18 protein-coding genes are annotated in these 17379 nt (G+C 56.9%); 5 read left to right on the top strand and 13 right to left on the bottom strand.

The genetic code is table 11. From position 1 onward, the window contains the following. Positions 1–16: 16 nt before the first annotated feature. Positions 17–985, bottom strand: coding sequence for a phosphoserine phosphatase (gene serB / locus EnteroDNA1_RS17195; RefSeq protein WP_023310325.1), 969 nt, complete (start codon positions 983–985; stop codon positions 17–19). A gap of 117 nt (positions 986–1102) precedes the next feature. Here serB and EnteroDNA1_RS17190 point away from each other — a divergent pair, with 117 nt between their 5' ends. Together EnteroDNA1_RS17190 and lplA are read left to right on the top strand one after the other, a co-directional pair. Next, positions 1103–1747, top strand: a complete 645-nt coding sequence (locus EnteroDNA1_RS17190) for a YtjB family periplasmic protein (protein ID WP_032660794.1) — start codon at positions 1103–1105, stop codon at positions 1745–1747. Between the two features lie 39 nt (positions 1748–1786). Then, positions 1787–2803 (top strand): lipoate--protein ligase LplA, encoded by a 1017-nt coding sequence (gene lplA / locus EnteroDNA1_RS17185; protein ID WP_033144580.1) that lies wholly within the window; start codon positions 1787–1789, stop codon positions 2801–2803. Between the two features lie 61 nt (positions 2804–2864). Here lplA and deoD read toward each other — a convergent pair whose 3' ends face one another. The 4 genes from deoD to deoC form a co-directional block, all read right to left on the bottom strand. Next, the gene (deoD, locus tag EnteroDNA1_RS17180) at positions 2865–3587 is read right to left on the bottom strand and encodes a purine-nucleoside phosphorylase (RefSeq protein WP_010427122.1); all 723 of its coding nucleotides are present in this window, start codon (positions 3585–3587) and stop codon (positions 2865–2867) included. 125 nt (positions 3588–3712) lie between these two features. Continuing rightward, entirely contained in the window at positions 3713–4936 is a 1224-nt protein-coding gene (deoB, locus tag EnteroDNA1_RS17175) for a phosphopentomutase (protein ID WP_069303643.1), read from the bottom strand. A gap of 53 nt (positions 4937–4989) precedes the next feature. Further along, positions 4990–6312 carry a thymidine phosphorylase gene (gene deoA / locus EnteroDNA1_RS17170; RefSeq protein WP_047060215.1) on the bottom strand — a complete coding sequence of 441 codons (1323 nt, stop codon included), beginning with the start codon at positions 6310–6312 and terminating at the stop codon, positions 4990–4992. A gap of 109 nt (positions 6313–6421) precedes the next feature. Then, positions 6422–7201, bottom strand: coding sequence for a deoxyribose-phosphate aldolase (deoC, locus tag EnteroDNA1_RS17165; RefSeq protein WP_023310320.1), 780 nt, complete (start codon positions 7199–7201; stop codon positions 6422–6424). Between the two features lie 262 nt (positions 7202–7463). Between deoC and EnteroDNA1_RS17160 the strand changes: the two genes are divergently transcribed. Further along, entirely contained in the window at positions 7464–9011 is a 1548-nt protein-coding gene (locus EnteroDNA1_RS17160; protein WP_069303642.1) for a YjjI family glycine radical enzyme, read from the top strand. Then, positions 8986–9846 (top strand): YjjW family glycine radical enzyme activase, encoded by an 861-nt coding sequence (locus EnteroDNA1_RS17155; RefSeq protein ID WP_069303641.1) that lies wholly within the window; start codon positions 8986–8988, stop codon positions 9844–9846. Before EnteroDNA1_RS17160 ends, EnteroDNA1_RS17155 begins: the two co-directional genes overlap by 26 nt. Here the strand turns inward: EnteroDNA1_RS17155 and EnteroDNA1_RS17150 are convergent. The 8 genes from EnteroDNA1_RS17150 to EnteroDNA1_RS17115 form a co-directional block, all read right to left on the bottom strand. Beyond that, a complete protein-coding gene (locus tag EnteroDNA1_RS17150) occupies positions 9841–10623 on the bottom strand; it encodes a TatD family hydrolase (RefSeq protein ID WP_064673200.1) in 783 nt (260 codons plus the stop codon). The genes EnteroDNA1_RS17155 and EnteroDNA1_RS17150 overlap by 6 nt on opposite strands. Further along, on the bottom strand, positions 10620–11672 hold the full coding sequence (locus EnteroDNA1_RS17145; protein WP_048979045.1) for a patatin-like phospholipase family protein: 1053 nt from the start codon (positions 11670–11672) through the stop codon (positions 10620–10622). The genes EnteroDNA1_RS17150 and EnteroDNA1_RS17145 overlap by 4 nt, the downstream gene beginning before the upstream one ends. A 120-nt stretch (positions 11673–11792) precedes the next feature. Beyond that, entirely contained in the window at positions 11793–11954 is a 162-nt protein-coding gene (locus EnteroDNA1_RS17140) for a DUF1328 domain-containing protein (RefSeq protein ID WP_003856556.1), read from the bottom strand. A 127-nt stretch (positions 11955–12081) separates the two neighbouring features. Continuing rightward, positions 12082–12699, bottom strand: a complete 618-nt coding sequence (osmY, locus tag EnteroDNA1_RS17135; protein ID WP_069303640.1) for a molecular chaperone OsmY — start codon at positions 12697–12699, stop codon at positions 12082–12084. Between the two features lie 298 nt (positions 12700–12997). Continuing rightward, the gene (prfC, locus tag EnteroDNA1_RS17130; protein ID WP_032660822.1) at positions 12998–14587 is read right to left on the bottom strand and encodes a peptide chain release factor 3; all 1590 of its coding nucleotides are present in this window, start codon (positions 14585–14587) and stop codon (positions 12998–13000) included. A 91-nt stretch (positions 14588–14678) separates the two neighbouring features. Beyond that, the gene (gene yjjG / locus EnteroDNA1_RS17125; protein ID WP_039260913.1) at positions 14679–15356 is read right to left on the bottom strand and encodes a pyrimidine 5'-nucleotidase; all 678 of its coding nucleotides are present in this window, start codon (positions 15354–15356) and stop codon (positions 14679–14681) included. Positions 15357–15375: 19 nt separating this feature from the next. Further along, positions 15376–15819, bottom strand: coding sequence for a ribosomal protein S18-alanine N-acetyltransferase (rimI, locus tag EnteroDNA1_RS17120; RefSeq protein ID WP_069303639.1), 444 nt, complete (start codon positions 15817–15819; stop codon positions 15376–15378). Further along, positions 15788–16201 (bottom strand): DNA polymerase III subunit psi, encoded by a 414-nt coding sequence (locus EnteroDNA1_RS17115; RefSeq protein ID WP_029740017.1) that lies wholly within the window; start codon positions 16199–16201, stop codon positions 15788–15790. Before EnteroDNA1_RS17115 ends, rimI begins: the two co-directional genes overlap by 32 nt. A 102-nt stretch (positions 16202–16303) precedes the next feature. Between EnteroDNA1_RS17115 and rsmC the strand changes: the two genes are divergently transcribed. After that, on the top strand, positions 16304–17332 hold the full coding sequence (rsmC, locus tag EnteroDNA1_RS17110) for a 16S rRNA (guanine(1207)-N(2))-methyltransferase RsmC (RefSeq protein WP_029740018.1): 1029 nt from the start codon (positions 16304–16306) through the stop codon (positions 17330–17332). Positions 17333–17379: the final 47 nt, after the last annotated feature.

Genomic DNA, 17379 nt, shown 5'->3' with positions numbered 1-17379 from the left:
CCTACAAAGCAGGCCGTTATTTCTGATTAATGCTGCCGGAGAGAATGCAGAACACCCCCATCAGGTCAGCGTGACGGATAGTGACTTCCGTCTTTTCATTCACTTTTGGCTTGGCATGGTAGGCAATGCCCAGACCGGCGGCTTTGATCATCGGCAGGTCGTTCGCGCCATCGCCGATGGCGACGGTCTGGACAACCGGAATTTCATATTTTTCCGCCAGACGCGTCAGCGTATTGGCTTTGTACTGGGCATCTACGATATCGCCAATCACCTGGCCGGTCAGCTTGCCGTCCATGATCTCCAGCTCATTGGCCACCACGGTGGTCAGATGCAGTTTTTCCCGCAGGTAATCCGCGAAGAAGGTGAAGCCACCGGAGGCGATCGCCACCTTCCAGCCGAGGGACTGCAGCTTCAGCACCAGCTGCGTCAGCCCTGGCATCAGCGGCAGCACGTCGCGCACCTGGCGCAGAATGTTGGCGTCGGCCCCTTTCAGGGTCGCCACGCGCTGGCGCAGGCTGGCGGTGAAGTCCAGCTCGCCGCGCATCGCACGTTCGGTGACTTCCGCCACCAGCTCGCCGCTGCCCGCCAGCTTCGCAATCTCGTCAATACACTCGATCTGGATCGCCGTAGAATCCATGTCCATGACCAGCAGGCCCGGGGTTTTCAGATGCGGAATTTTACCCAGCGGCGCGACGTCCAGCCCGGCGTCATGCGCCAGACGCGTTGCGCGCTGCGTCAGGGAACCCGCCAGGCGAATAACCTGGTAGTCTTCCACGCACCAGGCGGCGACGATGACCATTGCCGCACCCAGCTTGCTTTGATACTGGGTCAGGCGTTGCTTATCCAGACCGCGTCCGTAGAGGAGCCAGCCGCTACGACCGGCGTGGTAATCCAGAGGCATCACCTCATCGCCACTTAAAGAGAGCGGCAATCCTGGCCATAAAGAGACATCCGTTGGCAGGTCACACCAGGTAATGTTCGGCATTAAAGCTCCTGTAATTTCGTTCGCGCCGGAAGGTTGCAGAGGGAAAATAACGCATGAGGCTACCCTGTAACCATCACTTCTGGCAACATTAAGCCGTAAATTTTCAGCAGGTGGAATATGGCTCGCGCAAAACTGAAATTCCGGCTCCATCGCGCCGTGATTGTCCTTTCCTGTCTCGCACTATTAGTGGTGCTGATGCAAGGGGCATCGTGGTTTAGCCAGAACCATCAACGGCAACGCAACCCGCAGTTTGAAGAGCTGGCCCGCACGCTGGCACGCCAGGTGACGCTCAACGTCGCGCCGTCCATGCGTACCGAAACGCCGGACGAGAAGCGGATAGGCCAGGTTTTACGCCTGCTCACGGAGAATAGCCGCATTCTTGATGCCGGCGTCTATGATGAGCAAGGCAACCTGATTGCCCGCGCGGGCGAACACGTCGACGTGCGCGACAGGCTGGCGCTGGACGGGAAAAAAGCCGGGGGCTACTTTAACCAGCAGATTGTCGAACCTATTCAGGGGAAGAATGGCCCACTGGGCTATCTGCGCCTGACCCTCGATACCCACACCCTGCCTACTGAAGCCAAACAGGTCGATAATACCACCAATATTCTGCGCCTGATGCTGCTGCTTTCACTTGCCATCGGCGTTGTGCTGGCGCGCACCCTGCTTCGCGGCAAGCGCTCGCGCTGGCAGCAATCCCCGTTCCTGCTGACCGCCAGCAAATCCGTCCCCGAAGACGAAGAGAGCGAGAAGAAAGATTAGTGATAAAGTAGGCGAACGATTCGGAAAAGGAACTTTGCCATGACGACGTTACGCCTGCTTATCTCTGACTCTTACGATCCCTGGTTTAATCTCGCGGTAGAAGAGTGCATCTTCCGCCAGATGCCCGCCACCCAGCGCGTACTGTTTCTCTGGCGGAACGCCGATACGGTGGTCATCGGCCGCGCGCAAAACCCTTGGAAAGAGTGCAATACGCGGCGTATGGAAGAGGACAACGTCCGTCTCGCACGTCGCAGCAGCGGCGGCGGCGCGGTGTTTCACGATCTGGGCAATACCTGCTTTACCTTTATGGCGGGTAAACCGGAGTACGACAAAACCATCTCAACCTCCATCGTCCTTAATGCCCTCAATTCACTCGGCGTGACGGCAGAAGCGTCCGGGCGTAACGATCTGGTGGTGAAAACCCCCGAGGGCGACCGGAAGGTCTCCGGCTCCGCCTACCGCGAAACGATGGATCGCGGGTTCCACCACGGCACCCTGTTGCTTAACGCTGACCTCAGCCGTCTGGCGAACTACCTGAATCCGGATAAGAAAAAGCTCCAGGCCAAAGGAATTACCTCCGTGCGCGGCCGCGTGGCAAATCTGGTGGAACTGCTGCCGGGAATTACGCACGAGCAGATTTGCGATGCCATCCGTGACGCGTTCTTTGAACATTACGGCGAGCGCGTGGAAGCAGAAGTCATCTCCCCTGACAAAACCCCGGACCTGCCCAACTTCGCCGAAACCTTCGCCCGCCAGAGCAGCTGGGAATGGAACTTCGGTCAGGCTCCTGCCTTTTCCCATCTGCTGGACGAGCGTTTCACCTGGGGCGGCGTGGAGCTGCATTTTGACGTGGAGAAAGGCCATATCACCCGCACGCAGGTGTTTACCGATAGCCTGAACCCGGCACCGTTAGAGGCGCTGGCGGCACGTTTGCAGGGCTGTTTGTACAGGGCGGATATGCTGCAGCAGGAATGCGACGCGTTGATCGGGGATTTTCCGGAGCAGGAAAAAGAGCTGCGGGAGCTGTCGGCGTGGATTGCACAGGCCGTGCGCTAGGTACGGTCTGGTGCCCTCACCCCTGCCCTCTCCCATAGGGAGAGGGAGGGAAGAGACAGAATTACTCTTTATCGCCCAGCAGAACGGATTCCAGCGCGATTTTGATCATGTCGTTGAAGGTGGTCTGACGCTCGGCAGCGGTGGTCTGCTCGTGGGTACGGATGTGGTCAGACACGGTGCAGATGGTCAGCGCTTTCGCACCAAACTCAGCCGCGACGCCGTAGATACCTGCCGCTTCCATTTCCACGCCCAGGATGCCGTATTTCTCCATCACGTCGAACATCTCGCCGCCGTCCGGGGCATAGAACAGGTCAGCAGAGAAGATGTTACCCACGCGCGCTTCAACGCCCAGCGCTTTTGCCGCGTCAACCGCGTCACGCACCATGCCGAAGTCAGCAATCGCCGCGAAGTCATGGTCTTTGAAACGCATGCGGTTAACTTTGGAATCGGTGCAGGCACCCATACCGATAACGATGTCGCGCAGCTTAACGTCCATACGGACCGCGCCGCAGGAGCCAACGCGGATGATTTTCTTCACGCCGAAGTCGGTAATCAGCTCTTTGGTGTAGATAGAGCAGGATGGGATACCCATACCGTGGCCCATAACGGAGATTTTGCGGCCTTTATAGGTACCGGTGAAGCCCAGCATGCCGCGAACGTTGTTCACTTCACGCACGTCTTCCAGGAAAGTTTCTGCAATGTGCTTCGCGCGCAGCGGGTCGCCCGGCATCAATACGACGTCAGCGAAATCACCCATTTCTGCGTTAATGTGAGGAGTTGCCATCTTCAGTTCCTTTTACATTGTTGTTTTTGCCGGGTGGCGGCTACGCCTGACCCGGCCTACATTCTGTTCTCCCTCTCCCTGTGGGAGAGGGTCGGGGTGAGGGCATCAGGCCGCACCCAATCCGTTTAGAACATGGCCTTGCCATATTCCATGTCAGACGTACCAAAATATTTCGCCAGGGTCTGGCCGATGTCCGCGAAGGTTTCACGGTGACCGAGCGAGCCCGGCTTCACTTTCGGGCCGTACACCAGCACCGGAATGTGCTCACGGGTGTGGTCGGTACCGGTCCAGGTTGGGTCACAGCCGTGGTCCGCGGTCAGGATCAGAATGTCATCTTCACCCACCAGCTCCATCAGCTCCGGCAGACGGCGGTCGAACAGCTCAAGACCCGCTGCATAGCCCGCAACGTCGCGACGGTGGCCCCAGGAGGAGTCGAAGTCCACGAAGTTGGTGAAGACAATGGTCTTGTCGCCCGCTTCTTTCATCTCTTTGATGGTGGCATCGAACAGCGCATCCAGACCGGTGGCTTTCACTTTTTTGGTGATGCCGCAGTTGGCGTAGATATCCGCGATTTTACCCACGGAAACCACGTGGCCGTCTTTCTCTTCAACCAGCTTCTGCAGCACGGTTGGCGCCGGTGGCTCAACCGCCAGGTCGTGACGGTTACCGGTACGCTGGAAGTTACCCGCTTTGTCGCCCACAAACGGACGCGCGATCACGCGGCCGATGTTGTAGCCGCCTTCGGTCAGCTCTTCACGGGCGATTTCGCACAGCTCGTAGAGTTTATCCAGGCCAAACGTCTCTTCATGGCAGGCAATCTGGAACACGGAGTCAGCAGAGGTGTAGAAAATCGGCTTGCCGGTTTTCATGTGCTCTTCGCCGAGCTGATCCAGAATCACGGTACCGGAAGAGTGGCAGTTACCGAGGTAGCCCGGCAGGTTGGCACGCTTCACCAGCTTATCGAGCAGCTCCTGCGGGAAGCTGTTTTCGTGATCGGAGAAATAACCCCAGTCGAACAGCACCGGCACACCGGCGATTTCCCAGTGGCCAGACGGGGTGTCTTTACCGGAGGAGAGCTCGTGAGCCCAGGCGTAGGCGCCCACGACTTCCGCGTTGCCGTCCATACCGGCTGCGATTTTACCGGTAGAACCTTCATGCGCTTTCACCAGACCAAGGCGGGTCAGGTTAGGTAGAGTCAGAGGGCCTTTACGACCGTTGTCCGCTTCGCCTTTTGCACAGGCTTCCGCGATATGGCCCATGGTATCGGAACCCACGTCACCAAAACGTTCTGCATCTTCGGTTGCGCCGATGCCGAATGAGTCCAGCACCATAATAAATGCACGTTTCATAATTGTTCTCCGTACGTAGTGCTTCAAAAATTATCGATCAGATCAGTATACCGCTATTCGGTGATACGGCGATAGACAGTCGGTGTGGTTTCCGGCGCTTTATCGTCAAGCGTAATTGCCGCTTTCACCGCTTTAGCCGCTTCCTGCCAGCTGGCTTCGTCTTTCGCGTGGATCACCGCAAGCGGACGTTGACCGTCAACGCTGTCGCCCAGACGGGCCATATCGGTAAAGCCGACGCTGTAATCAATGGTGTCTGACGCCTGACGACGGCCGCCGCCCATCGAGACTACTGCCATACCCAGCGCACGGGTGTCCATTGCAGAGACAAACCCTTCGCTATCGGCATACACCGCTTTGCTGAGCGTCGCGGTTGGCAGGTATTTCGCGTAGTTTTCGACGAAATCGGTCGGGCCTTTCTGGGCTGCGACCATGCGGCCGAAAATATCCGCCGCTTTGCCGTTATCCAGCACCGCCTGCAGCTTCGCGCGGGCTTCTGCGTCGTCTTTGGCCAACTTGCCGGAGATTAACATCTCAACGCACAGCGCCATGGTGACGTCGAACAGACGCGGGTTACGGTATTCACCGGTGAGGAACTGTACCGCTTCACGCACTTCGACGGCGTTACCGGCGCTGGAGGCCAGCACCTGGTTCATGTCGGTGAGCAGCGCGGTGGTGCGCACACCCGCGCCGTTGGAGACGCCAACGATCGCTTCGGCAAGCGCAGCAGAAAGTTCATAGGTCGGCATAAAGGCGCCGCTGCCCACCTTCACGTCCATCACCAGCGCGTCCAGCCCTTCTGCCAGTTTCTTCGCCAGGATAGAGGCGGTGATCAGCGGGATGGAGTCAACGGTCGCGGTGATGTCGCGGGTGGCGTAGAAACGCTTGTCTGCCGGAGCAAGAGAGCTGGTCTGGCCGATAATCGCCACACCAACGTCTTTAATAATGTCGCGGAAGCGGTTGTCGTCCGGGAAGATATCGAAGCCCGGAATGGCTTCCAGTTTGTCGAGCGTACCGCCGGTGTGGCCCAGGCCGCGCCCGGAGATCATCGGGATGTAACCGCCACAGGCTGCCACCATAGGGCCGAGCATCAGAGACGTCACGTCACCCACGCCGCCGGTGGAGTGCTTATCCACAATCGGGCCGTTAAGGTTGAGGCTTTTCCAGTCCAGAACGGTTCCTGAATCTCGCATCGCCATGGTCAGCGACACGCGCTCAGGCATCGACATATCGTGGAAGAAAATGGTCATCGCCAGAGCCGCAATTTGCCCTTCTGAGACGGTGTTATCACGAATGCCGTTGATGAAGAAGCGGATCTCTTCATCGCTTAATGCATGACCATCACGTTTTTTACGAATAATTTCTTGTGCGAGAAACACGGTAACCTCCATGCGGAATCGGGGGAGTTGTGGCGGGTGGCGCTACGCTTACCCGCCCTACGATCCTGTCGACCGGATGAGCGAAGCGTCATCCGGCATTGTCTGGCAATCAGTAGCTGCTTGCGCTCTTACCGTCGCCATGACCCAGCGCTTTCAGCAGGCTGGCCAGCAGGCTGGACGCACCGAAGCGGTAGTGACGGGAATCGGCCCAGTCGGCGCCAAACAGCTCGTCGGCAATCGCCAGGAATTGCTGCGCGTCTTCAGCAGTACGCACGCCGCCCGCAGGTTTGAAACCAACGGTTTTGGATACGCCCATGTCGCGGATCACTTCCATCATGATGCGCGCGCTTTCCGGGGTCGCATTCACCGGCACTTTACCGGTAGAGGTTTTAATGAAATCCGCACCGGCTTTGATGGAGATTTCAGATGCCTTACGAATCAGCGCCTCTTCTTTCAGCTCGCCGGTTTCGATGATCACTTTCAGCAGCACATTTGCCGCCGCGCACGCGTCTTTACAGGCTTTCACTAGGTCAAAACCGACCTGCTCGTTACCGGCGATCAGCGCGCGGTACGGGAACACCACGTCAACTTCGTCTGCGCCGTAAGCAATCGCCGCGCGGGTTTCTGCCAGCGCGATCTCGATATCGTCGTTGCCATGCGGGAAGTTAGTTACGGTTGCAATGCGCACGTCCGGCGTACCCTGCTCTTTCAGCGTCTTACGGGCAATCGGGATAAAGCGCGGGTAGATACAGATGGCTGCGGTGTTACCCACCGGCGTTTTCGCCTGATGGCACAGGGCGATGACTTTTTCATTGGTGTCGTCATCGTTCAGGGTGGTCAGGTCCATCAGTTTCAACGCGCGCAGGCTGCTTGCAGTTAAATCGGTCATAACATTCTCCAACGGCAGTGCCGTATAAATTTTACCTTGCGGGTCTGTGAGTATTCTAACATTCACCCGCATCCACACTTCGACATTCATCACAGTTAATGAAAACTGCATACAAATTTGCATTACTGTAATGAGATCTTCTTCAAACTTTAGCGCGTAAATTGCTGACTAAAGCAGCGATACCCCCTGTCGGATCAAAAGCCCCGACAGGCTGGCTTCCTACAATCCGTTCATCATCCGCAGAACACTCAAGGAAGCGACTATGCCCCACTCCAGCCCCGACGCCCTGCAACAACGTTGCCAGCACATTGTGACAAGCCCGGTGTTAACCCCGGAACAAAAACGTCATTTTCTGGCGCTGGAAGCGGAAAACAACCTGCCTTACCCGGCACTTCCTGAGGCCGCACGAGCCGCGCTGGACGAGGGGGTTATCTGCGACATGTTCGAAGGCCATGCGCCTTACAAACCCCGTTACGTTCTGCCGGATTACGCAAAATTTCTGGCTAACGGTTCAGAGTGGCTGGAGCTGGAAGGCGCGAAAGATCTCGACGACGCCCTCTCGCTGTTAACCATCCTCTACCATCATGTTCCGTCCGTCACATCGATGCCGGTCTATCTCGGTCAGCTTGATGCGATATTGACTCCATATGTTAGAATTCTAACACAAGAAGAGATCGATAGCCGAATAAAACGTTTCTGGCGCTATCTCGACCGTACGCTGCCGGATGCGTTTATGCACGCAAACATCGGGCCTGAAGATACGCCCGTCACGCGCGCCATTCTGCGTGCCGATGCAGAGCTGAAGCAGGTCGCGCCGAACCTGACCTTTATCTACGATCCCGATATCACCCCACATGATTTGCTGCTTGAGGTGGCGAAAAACATTTGTGAATGCAGCAAACCGCATATTTCTAATGGCCCGATGAATGATAAAATTTTCACAAAAGGCCGTTACGGCGTGGTGAGCTGTTACAACTCCCTGCCGCTTGCAGGCGGTGGCAGCACTCTGGTGCGCCTTAACCTCAAAGCCATTGCTGAACGCAGCGCATCCATTGACGACTTCTTCACCCGCACGCTCCCGCACTACTGCCAGCAGCAAATTGCCATCATCGATGCGCGCTGCGGTTTCCTGTACGAGCAATCTGGCTTCTTTGAGAATAGCTTCCTGGTAAAAGAGGGGCTGACTGATGCGGATCGGTTTGTGCCCATGTTTGGCATGTACGGCCTGGCGGAAGCGGTAAACGCGCTCTGTGAGAAAGCAGGATTAGCGGGACGCTACGGAAAGGATGAACAGGCCAACGCGCTGGGCTATCGCATCAGCGAACAGCTTGCAGCGTTCGTTGAAAGCACGCCGGTGAAGCACGGCTGGAAGCATCGCGCGATGCTTCACGCGCAGTCGGGGATCAGTTCCGATTCGGGCACCACGCCGGGCGCGCGCCTGCCCTACGGCGACGAGCCGGATCCCATCAGCCATCTGCTGGCCGTTGCGCCGCATCACAAACACTATCACTCCGGAATCAGCGATATTCTCACCCTGGAGGAGACGGTCAAACGCAACCCGCAGGCGGTGGTTCAGCTTTGCCTGGGCGCATTCAGGGCGGGAATGCGTGAATTTACCGCCAACGTCGCGGGTAACGATCTGGTCCGCGTGACCGGATACATGGTTCGCTTGTCGGATCTGGAGAAATACCGGGAAGCCGGATCGCGCACCAATACTACCTGGCTGGGGGAAGAAGCCGCACGTAATACCCGTATTCTGGAACGTCAGCCGCGCGTGGTTAGCCATGAACAGCAGATGCGCTTTAGTTAGTCAGGTCATTCCTTTTTCCTGCGTGGACGGGCCGGGCAGCCGCCTGGCGCTGTTCCTGCAGGGCTGCAACCTGCGCTGTAAAACCTGCCACAACCCGTGGACGATCGGCCGCTGCAACGACTGCGGGGACTGTGTGCCCCACTGCCCGCACGACGCGCTGACGATTCAGGCCGGACGCGTCTGGTGGCAGGAGAGTGACTGCCTGCAGTGCGACACCTGCCTGCACCTGTGCCAGCAGCAGGCAACGCCTATGGCGCACCGCTTCAGCGTGGAAGAGATCCTCGCTCAGGTCCGCAAATCCGCACAGTTTATCGAAGGGATCACCGTCAGCGGCGGCGAAGCCACAACGCAATTGCCGTTTTTGATCGCCCTGTTCACCGCGATCAAAGCCGATCCCGCCCTGCGTCACCTCACCTGCCTGGTAGACAGCAACGGTCTGTTAAGCGAAACCGGCTGGCAAAAGCTGCTGCCGGTACTGGATGGCGCGATGCTGGATCTGAAGGCGTGGGGGAACGAGCATCACCGCTTCCTGACCGGGCGCGAAAACCCGCAGATTAAGCAGAGCATCCGCTGGCTGGCAGATCGTCACCGTTTGACGGAACTCCGCCTGCTGGTGATTCCGGAGCAGTGTGATTATCTGGAACACCTCAAACCGCTAACGACCTTTATCCACGGGCTTGGGAATGTGCCGGTGCGCATCAACGCGTTTCATGCGCATGGCGTTTACGGTGAGGCGGCCTCATGGCGCAGCGCCACGCCCGAGGACGTTGAACCGCTGGCGCTGGCGCTGGAAAAACAGAAGATAACGGTGATCCGTCCGGCGCTTTACCTATAGCGTGATGCCAAATACCGAACGGGTATTTTCCAGCAGCGCATCGGCAATCACCTCTTCAGGCTCTTTTCGCAGTTCACACAGGGTGGTAAACACGCGCGCCGCCTGTTCCGGGCGATTCGGCTGGCCCTGAAAACCATTCAGCGGCATATCCGGCGCGTCGGTTTCCAGCAGAAGCGCCGACAGCGGCAGCTGTGCCATCACGTCCCGGGTTTTACTGGCCCGCGGATAGGTGATGGTGCCACCGACGCCGATTTTATAGCCCAGTTCAATAAAACGCTGCGCCTGCTGCAGGCTGCCGGAGAAACCGTGCACGACCCCTTTTCGCGGCAGATCGATGCGTTTCAGGTGCATCGCCAGCTTATCGTGCGTGCGTCTTGAGTGGAGGATCACCGGCAGATCGTGGCGCTTCGCCAGCCTGAGCTGCGCGTCGAGGATCGTCTGCTGGCGCTCAAACTGTGGATCCTCACGATAAAGATCGAGGCCGATCTCACCGATGGCGACAAGTTTGTCTCCTGCGGTTTGCACAACCTCATCAAGCCTCTCAATGTGCTCATCAAGATGCCGTTCAATCACAATCGGATGCATGCCGAGCGCGGCATAGAGCGCGGGGTGCCGCGCGGAAAGATCCAGCACCCGGGAAAAATAGGCCGCTTCCACTGCCGGCACAATGATAGCCTGAACGCCTGCTTCGGCCGCTTTCGCTATGCTTTGCGCTTCATCCCCGGTAAACGGCGGAAAATCAAAGTGGCAGTGGGTATCGACAAAGCGGAGCGTCACGCCAGATCCTCGTTATCCAGTAAAGCGTCATTCGCCTGCGGAATATCCACCAGCGGCATCGTCAGGGCGTCGTTGGCGACAATCGCAGGCGGCAAAATAATGCGTTTATGGCGATGAAGCGGCGGTTGCTCCGCCAGCATTTTCCCCACCGTCGCCAGGAAGTAACGCCCGCACAGCCGCCCCGTTTTGTAATCCATGCGCAGCGCAGGGACACGGCTGCCCAGGGCCATGCTCAGCAGCGGCTTAGGTGGATAGATTTCAAAAATACGCAGCTTGCCCGGCGGTTTTTCAATGAAGCGCTGCATCGCGCCGTAGGTGGTTTCATGCTGCTTCGCGATGTTCACCAGCGGCTGCAGGCTGCTGTCGCCCAACCAGCGCTCCATCCGTTTGAACCACTGGGGCGTGTAATACATTTGCGACGGTACGGTACGGATCACCACAATGGTTTTCGCCCCGCGACGCGCGGCTTCCTGCACCGGCACCGCGTCACTGATCCCACCGTCCAGATAGCTAATGCCGTCCAGTAGGGCACCGGTACGATAAAAGCCGGGGATCGCGCTGGAGGCGCGGATGATGTCCAGCCAGTTCTCCTTCTGAGGAGAAAAATAGCCCGGCGAATAGTCATCGCCCCGGCTGGCGCACATCCAGAACTCTTTGCCGCTATCAAACAGACGGGCAGCGGTATCCATGGCCAGCGGCATCTGGCTGGAGGTCGATTCCAGCAGCCAGTCGAGATCGATCAGGTTGCCGCCGCGCACAAAACGCACCGGATTAAAAAATTCTTTCGCCGTGGTGTAGCGCATGATGACCTTTCGCGCATAGCCAGGCTGGTTACAGACATAAGCAGAGAGGTTCTGCGCCCCGGCAGAGGTGCCGAAGTAAAGGTCAAACGGGTTGAACTGCGCGCGCATAAATTCATCCAGCACGCCGGCGGTGAAAATGCCGCGCTGTCCTCCACCCTCGCAGACCAGCGCGAGTTGACCTGCGCGAAACGGTTTTAACGTCAGCGGCGCAATATTGCCGAGCGTAACGGGAATTCGTTGCCCCACCTCTGCTTTCCTGTTTTGATTATTTTATAACACCACAGTAACGCACCCGACCTGTTCCGCAAATAAGAAAAAGCCAGTCACAGTGACTGGCTTTATTTTGTTGAAGGAATATTGCGTTTGCTACGGACGTCTACGACCCGTAAACAGGCTGACCAGGAACAGAATAATACCCACAACGAAGACAATTTTAGCTGCCCATGCCGCTGTACCTGCCAGTCCACCAAAGCCCAATGCGGCGGCAATTAACGCGATAACCAGAAATATAATGCCCCAACGAAACATAAGCTTCTCCTTTACCATAGTTAATGTCGGCCGCTAAACGTGAGCGCTCAGGTCACTCACCGGCGTTTTTCCAGAGTCGTTCTTATTTCGCCCGCAGGTTTTAACCAGACGGGCGAATGGTCCAGATTTACTTCGTTTTCAGATCGTTTTTAACACTTTTCACACCGTCAATCGCTTTCGCGATGGACTCGGCGCGTTCACTTTGCGCCTGCGAATCTACCGTACCGGAAAGCTGAACCACACCATCGGTGGTTTCCACTTTCACCTTACGGGACGGCACGATGTCATCTGCTAAAAGTTTAGCTTTGATTTCGCTGGTAGTAGCGGCATCACCGGCATAACCTTTCACCGACGCGTTTTTACCGTCACGTACGTGCAGCTTATCGCTGACGGACGCAACGCCTTCAACGCCTTTCGCGACTTTCACCGCCTGTTCGGCCTGAGCCTGGCTTTCCACGAAGCCGCTCAGCGTGACCACTTTCTTGTCGGTCTTCACGGAAATATCGGTACTTTTGATGGCTTCATCATCCACCAGTGCGGCTTTCACTTTTGCTGTGATTGAGCTGTCGTCCATGAAGTTGCCGACTTTATTCATAGAGCTATCGATTTTTTGCCCTGCGGTATCGGCCGTGGACTGGGCTTTATCCATTGTGCTGCTTTCCGCCAGAGCGGAACCGCTCATCAGAACGCTACCCAGGGTTACAGCCAGCAGAGTTTTCGAAATCTTCAGTCTTGTCATATTCATCGATCTATTCCTGTGTTTACCCGTTATTCGGGCTACATACTTCCTTAGTAGTTTTATATATTGCGAATAAACACACGGGCAAAATGGATAACCTAAAGTCATGCATTGAACAGTTAATTTATCCACGCCCGGTGTTAAACACTGAGTTAAATATAGATCACTCTCACAGAGCCGCTTTCAGAATTGGGTAAAAAACGCGCGAATAGCGTGAAATTGCGTTGAATTAAGAACATTCCGCAAGGGATTAATAAGACAGGAATTAAAGAAGAGCACGGCGGGAGCCGTGCTCTGAGAGGGATTAGTGCTCGCGGGTTTTACGGAACTGAACGTCAGGGTAACGTTCCTGCGTCAGGTTCAGGTTCACCATGGTTGGCGCGATATAGGTCAGGTTATCGCCGCCATCCAGCGCCAGCTGAATTTCGTTCTTACGCTTAAATTCTTCAAATTTCTTCACGTCAGAACACTCAACCCAGCGCGCGGTCGCGACGTTCACGGACTCGTAAATCGCTTCCACGTTGTACTCGCTCTTCAGACGCGCGACAACCACGTCGAACTGCAGCACGCCGACCGCACCCACGATCAGGTCGTTGTTCGCGATTGGGCGGAACACCTGCACGGCGCCCTCTTCGGAGAGCTGAACCAGGCCTTTCAGCAGCTGTTTCTGCTTCAGCGGATCGCGCAGACGAATACGACGGAACAGCTCCGGTGCGAAGTTCGGAATACCGGTGAACTTCATCATTTCACCCTGGGTGAAGGTATCGCCGATCTGAATCGTGCCGTGGTTGTGCAGACCGATGATGTCGCCCGGATACGCCTCTTCAACGTGCGAACGGTCGCCCGCCATAAAGGTCAGCGCATCGGAGATCACCACGTCTTTCCCGGTACGCACCTGGCGCAGCTTCATGCCCTTTTCATACTTACCGGACACCACGCGCATAAAGGCCACGCGGTCGCGGTGTTTCGGGTCCATGTTGGCCTGAATTTTGAACACGAAGCCGGTGAATTTCTCTTCCTTCGCTTCCACTTCACGGGTGTCGGTTTTACGCGGCATCGGACGCGGCGCCCACTCCACCAGACCGTCCAGCATGTGGTCAACGCCGAAGTTACCCAGCGCGGTACCGAAGAAGACCGGGGTGATTTCACCGCTCAGGAACAGCTCTTTGTCGAATTCGTGAGACGCGCCTTTCACCAGCTCCAGCTCGTCGCGCAGCTGCGCGGCCAGCTCTTCGCCGACTGCCACGTCCAGCTCAGGGTTATCCAGACCTTTCACCACGCGAACTTCCTGAATGGTGTGGCCTTTACCGGTCTGATACAGGTAGGTTTCGTCTTTATAGAGGTGGTACACCCCTTTGAACAGCTTACCGCAGCCAATTGGCCAGGTGATGGGCGCACAGGCGATCTTCAGCTCGCTTTCCACTTCGTCCATCACCTCCATCGGGTCACGGATGTCACGGTCGAGTTTGTTCATAAAGGTGAGGATCGGCGTATCGCGCAGACGGGTAACTTCCATCAGCTTACGGGTCCGGTCTTCTACACCTTTGGCGGCGTCGATCACCATCAGACAGCAGTCCACCGCCGTCAGGGTACGGTAGGTATCTTCGGAGAAGTCTTCGTGGCCCGGGGTGTCCAGCAGGTTCACGAGGCAGTCGTGATACGGGAACTGCATCACTGAGGTGGTAATCGAAATACCACGCTGCTTTTCCATCTCCATCCAGTCAGATTTTGCATGCTGGCTGGAGCCACGGCCTTTAACGGTACCCGCAGTCTGGATCGCCTGTCCGAACAGCAACACCTTCTCAGTGATGGTCGTTTTACCGGCATCCGGGTGCGAGATAATGGCAAAAGTGCGGCGCTTGGCCACCTCTTGCAGATAAGGAGACAACGTCATAATTAAATCTTCTTTTATAAGCGCGGCAGCACGCCACGCATCATGGAATACAAAATTGCGGCTATTTTACCCATCAATGGGGGGCAGGCAATCATTGTTTACACAGGAGTTGCTCCAGTTCGTTCAACGACGTCACGGTCCAGGTCGGCTCGATGCCTTCAGGCTTCACGCGGCCATGCGCGTTGAGCCAGACGGTCGACAAACCTGACTTCATGCCGCCCAGGATATCTGACTCTGCCGTATCACCCACCATCAGGACGCGATCGCGGTCAGGATGACCGGCCTGGGCCAGCGCGTAGTCGAAAATACGCGGATCCGGTTTAGGTACGCCCACCTCTTCGGAGATCACCAGCGCGTCGAAATGATCGCGCAGGCCGGTGCGCTCGAGGCGGATCTGCTGCAGGGCGGTAAAACCGTTGGTGATGATCCCCAGTTTGACCTTGCCTTTCAACGCATTCAGCAGGGAAACCGCACCCGGCAGTGGCGCACAGATATCGGCCATCGCGTTCAGGAAGGCATCATTCAGCGTTCCCGGACTGACCTTTAAGCGTTCCGCCCAGACGTCAAAACGCTGGTGCTGAAGCTGTAACGCGGTGATGGCACCGTTCTGGTAATCCACCCACAGCGGCTTGTTTACCGCCTGATAGTCCTGAAAATCTTCAGCGGTGAAGGTCACGCTATAGTCGAGAAACATCCGCTGCAGGCCGCCGAACGAATCGAACGTAAACAGCGTTTCGTCGGCATCAAAGAAAATCCAGTCCCATTTCATCGTTACAACCTTATATTCGTTATCCAATCGGCAGAGCCATTATGATGGCGTCTTCACGTCCCTCTGCGGTGGGGTAGTAGTTACGGCGGACTGTCGCCTCGTTAAAGCCTAAGCTTTCATAGAGCGCGATGGCGGCGACATTCGACGCGCGCACCTCCAGCCACAGGGTGAAAACGTCAAGGGTTTCGAGCTCACGAATGAGGTGCTCGAGCAGTTCTCTTCCCAGCCCACGGCGCTGGAACGCGGGATCAACCGCAATATTAAACAGCGTCGCTTCATCAAGAACAACCTGCGTGATCGCGAAGGCGGCCATGGTGCCGTCAACGTCCAGACGGAAGTTCAGATACCGTTCGCCCTGATTGCTGGCGAAGGTTTTTTCGCTCCACGGAAACGCGTGGGCGCGTGTTTCAATCGCGAACGCGGTGGTCAGGTCAGGCGTCGTGAGGGAAGAAATCGTGTTCATATTCGCAGATTTGTTGCCATAGCGCGCTGCGCGCTTTTGGGTTGGCTTTCAGTTCGTCCAGCGCTGGCGTGCAGATCTGGCTCCCCTGGAGGGGGATCTCGTTTGTCTCTCCGATACGCCAGCTGTTACAGCGGCTATCAGGAGGAAGCATCGCGACACGCTCTGGCGTCAGCTGTAAAACCTGGTCGGCCGTCATCTTCAGGCTGCGAAGGACATCATCGATCAGGGGTTCATTCAGGGCAGGCAGTTCTTCCGCCACCATCACCAGGCGTACGTGCGCAGGGATGGAAATGGCGATTTCGCCCTGCAACGCCGTCGGGCGACGCAAAGCCCACTGGGTAATGCCCAGCTGCTGCAACTGCCAGTCTCGTCGGGATGTCATAGGGAAAACTCCTGTCTCTCAGGCGCGCAAATATAGCAAATGTGTCGAAAGTGCGCCATCTACCTACTATAATCCCCGCCTGAGTTTATTGAGGAACAATTCATGTCTGCATTTACCCCGGCAAGTGAAGTCTTGCTGCGTCACAGTGATGATTTCGAAGAAAGCCGTATTCTGTTTGCCGGAGATATGCAGGATGACCTGCCTGCGCGTTTCGACTGTGCTGAAAGCCGTGCCCACACCCAATACTACCACCACTGGCAGGTGCTGAGCCGCCAGATGGGCGAGCGCGCACGCTTTAGCCTGGTGGCGGAGCAGAGCGATATCGCCGACTGCGATACGCTGATCTACTACTGGCCGAAGAACAAGCCTGAAGCCCAGTTCCAGCTGATGAACCTGCTCTCCCTGCTGCCGGTAGGCTGCGATATTTTCGTGGTGGGTGAGAACCGCAGCGGCGTGCGTAGCGCTGAACAGATGCTGGAAGGCTACGCGCCGCTGAATAAAGTCGACAGCGCACGCCGCTGTGGTCTGTATCATGGCCGTCTGGAAAAACAGACAACGTTCGATCCACAGGCATACTGGGACGAGTACCAGCTTGACGGCCTGACCATCAAAACCCTGCCGGGCGTGTTCAGCCGTGACGCGCTGGATACGGGCAGCAAGCTGCTGCTCTCCACCCTGACGCCGCATACCAAAGGCAAAGTGCTGGACGTGGGCTGCGGCGCGGGCGTGCTCTCTACCGTGCTTGCCAGCCATTCACCAAAAGTGCGCTTAACCCTCTGTGACGTGAGCGCCCCGGCTGTTGAAGCCAGCCGCGCAACGCTTGCCGCAAACGGCATTGAAGGCGAGGTGATTGCCAGCAACGTCTTCTCCGACGTCACCGGTCGCTTCGACATGATTATCTCCAACCCGCCGTTCCACGACGGTATGGAGACCAGCCTTGAAGCGGCGCAAACGCTGATCCGCGGCGCAACCCGTCATCTGAACAGCGGCGGCGAGCTGCGTATAGTCGCGAACGCCTTCCTGGCGTACCCGAAAGTGCTGGACGAAACCTTCGGCTTCCACGAAGTGATCGCCCAGACCGGCCGCTTTAAGGTCTACCGTACCGTCATGACGCGCCAGGCCAAAAAGTAATCTCCGCTCCAGCAGGCCGGATAAGCGCAAGCGCCATCCGGCTCCGC

The sequence above is a fragment of the Enterobacter sp. HK169 genome, from assembly GCF_001719105.1.
Lineage (GTDB): Bacteria > Pseudomonadota > Gammaproteobacteria > Enterobacterales > Enterobacteriaceae > Enterobacter > Enterobacter asburiae_B.
The sequence above is the reverse complement of the archived record's forward strand: the minus strand, read 5'-3'. Positions and strand labels throughout refer to the sequence as shown.